General features: G+C 52.3%; 1 protein-coding gene and 1 pseudogene. One reads left to right on the top strand and one right to left on the bottom strand.

Features of this window, described 5'->3' with window-relative positions; translation table 11 throughout:
- Positions 1-269: 269 nt before the first annotated feature.
- Positions 270-377, bottom strand: a pseudogene (locus tag AC1DRJ_RS26355) (LysR family transcriptional regulator); the annotation flags it as partial.
- A gap of 391 nt (positions 378-768) precedes the next feature.
- On the opposite strand from AC1DRJ_RS26355, the gene AC1DRJ_RS26360 reads away from it, so the two are divergent.
- Positions 769-1,122, top strand: coding sequence for a DUF6124 family protein (locus tag AC1DRJ_RS26360; RefSeq protein WP_477804733.1), 354 nt, complete (start codon positions 769-771; stop codon positions 1,120-1,122).
- The last annotated feature ends 654 nt before the right edge of the window (positions 1,123-1,776 follow it).

Raw genomic sequence — 1,776 nt, forward strand, 5'->3', positions numbered from 1 at the left:
GTGCTGAAGTGATCAGCTTGGCGCTTAGCTGGAGAGTCATCGTGATTTCCTTATTTTATTTTTGCGCGTTGTGATGGGTGAGTTTTAGCCTCGTCCTGATATTCGTTGTTTATCACAGCTCGAGCAACTGTCAAGGTTGACAGTTTTTTAGTTTTTTTTGTAATAGAGAATATAATTTTCGGCGAGACATTTTGACCCACAACTAACGCCATAGCTGATAGTTAAGTTATGTGGGATTTGGTCGGTCTTCATCGCGAGCAGGCTCGCTCCTACTCTGATCTTGGCTCTGTCAGCACCTTCCTGAACGTCTCCACCAACGGCCGCAAATTGATCCGGTGCCACGCCGCCCACAATGGTGTGGTAAAGAATGGAAAAGGGGACGCATTTATTTATTCGTCCTGCCGCCGTTCCATAGTTCGAGTGAGCATTAAACGGCGATGTTTAATAGACACCTCCAGATACTCACTGAGGCTACACATCCTTGCGCCGTTGCCTACGACTGCGCCAGAATCCGCCGGCTTGTGCGCCTTGSGCCTGGACTYTATCGTTTGCKSGTCGCTGAYAAATCAGCGATCGGATTTGACCGTCCGATTCAATCAAGGCGTACCAGTGCCCAAGAAAAGTTTCAGGCTTTTTGCGGTGGCTGTGCGCGGGACACCTTMGGGTGTGCCGGATACCTTGATTTCCGGTCGGTCAACCCGCGTACAGCTGCCACCTTATTCGTTTGACCGCGAACGGTGGCGGCTCCACTAATCAAGGAGTTTCACTATGTTCAAGATCACACCCAACCCRCCRGAAACCGACGACGTTTCCCCGTACGAATCCACCGATTCCAAAAAACTCAACAACGCCGCCGACCGCGCCMTCGATTACTACCTCAAACCGGTCATTCCCAAAGACACGCCGCGCAAACCCAGCACCATCTATTCCGTCGGCTCCGACACTGACAACGAAACCCTGCTGGTCAACGCCTGTGAGACGTTGGCGTCAGCGAGTGTGATGTTGAGTGATTTCGCTGGGCAGTTGAGCGGTACACAGCGCCACACCCTGCTGGGTATTCAAAACTCCGTCATGCTGGGTGAACTGGCGGTGAACCGGATGCTGGATAACGTCGATCCGTAAAGCTAACGCGCCCGTGCGGTGAGGCGCAGTCCTGTAGCCAGGGATTGGCCTGTGGCGAGGGAGCTTGCTCCCGCCGGACGGCCGGTCCGTGCTCGGGTGCAGCAGTCGTCATTCAGGTGATGCGGTTTAATYGAAAGACTRCGGTGAWTGGTTCAGGGGTCGCTTCGCAACCCAACGGGGGCGAGCTCCCTCGCCACAATGGTCCGGTTGACCGTAGCGTTTTGTGGTATTTGGTCGGGCCTCTTCGTGAGCAGGCTCGCACAGAGGATCTTTGTGGACTCGCTTTTGTGAGCAACACAGGACAAATGTGGGAGCGAGCCTGCTCGCGATAGCGGTCCATCAGACAAAGATGATGTCGCGCGCGAAAAAGGTGACCGCGAAAAAGGTGACAGATCTATTTAAATAGGTCTCTCGCCTTTTATCCCTTTCAGTCTTTACCGGGGCCGCCGTTCAACCAACGGATTAACTTCTAGTTGGATTTGATGGGTGTTGCTTAGTTTGACTATTAACGCGGGCGTAGGCCTGGATTACCTCCCAAGGCGGTATCCTTTTTTTTCTGGATCGAAGGATATTTTTTCTTCTTGGTTTGGTTGTAGTAGAAAACTATCGTAAAAAACCTCAGGAAGGTCAGGGCGATCAGCGTAAATTTGAAAG

It is taken from the genome of Pseudomonas sp. P5_B2, from assembly GCF_056400445.1.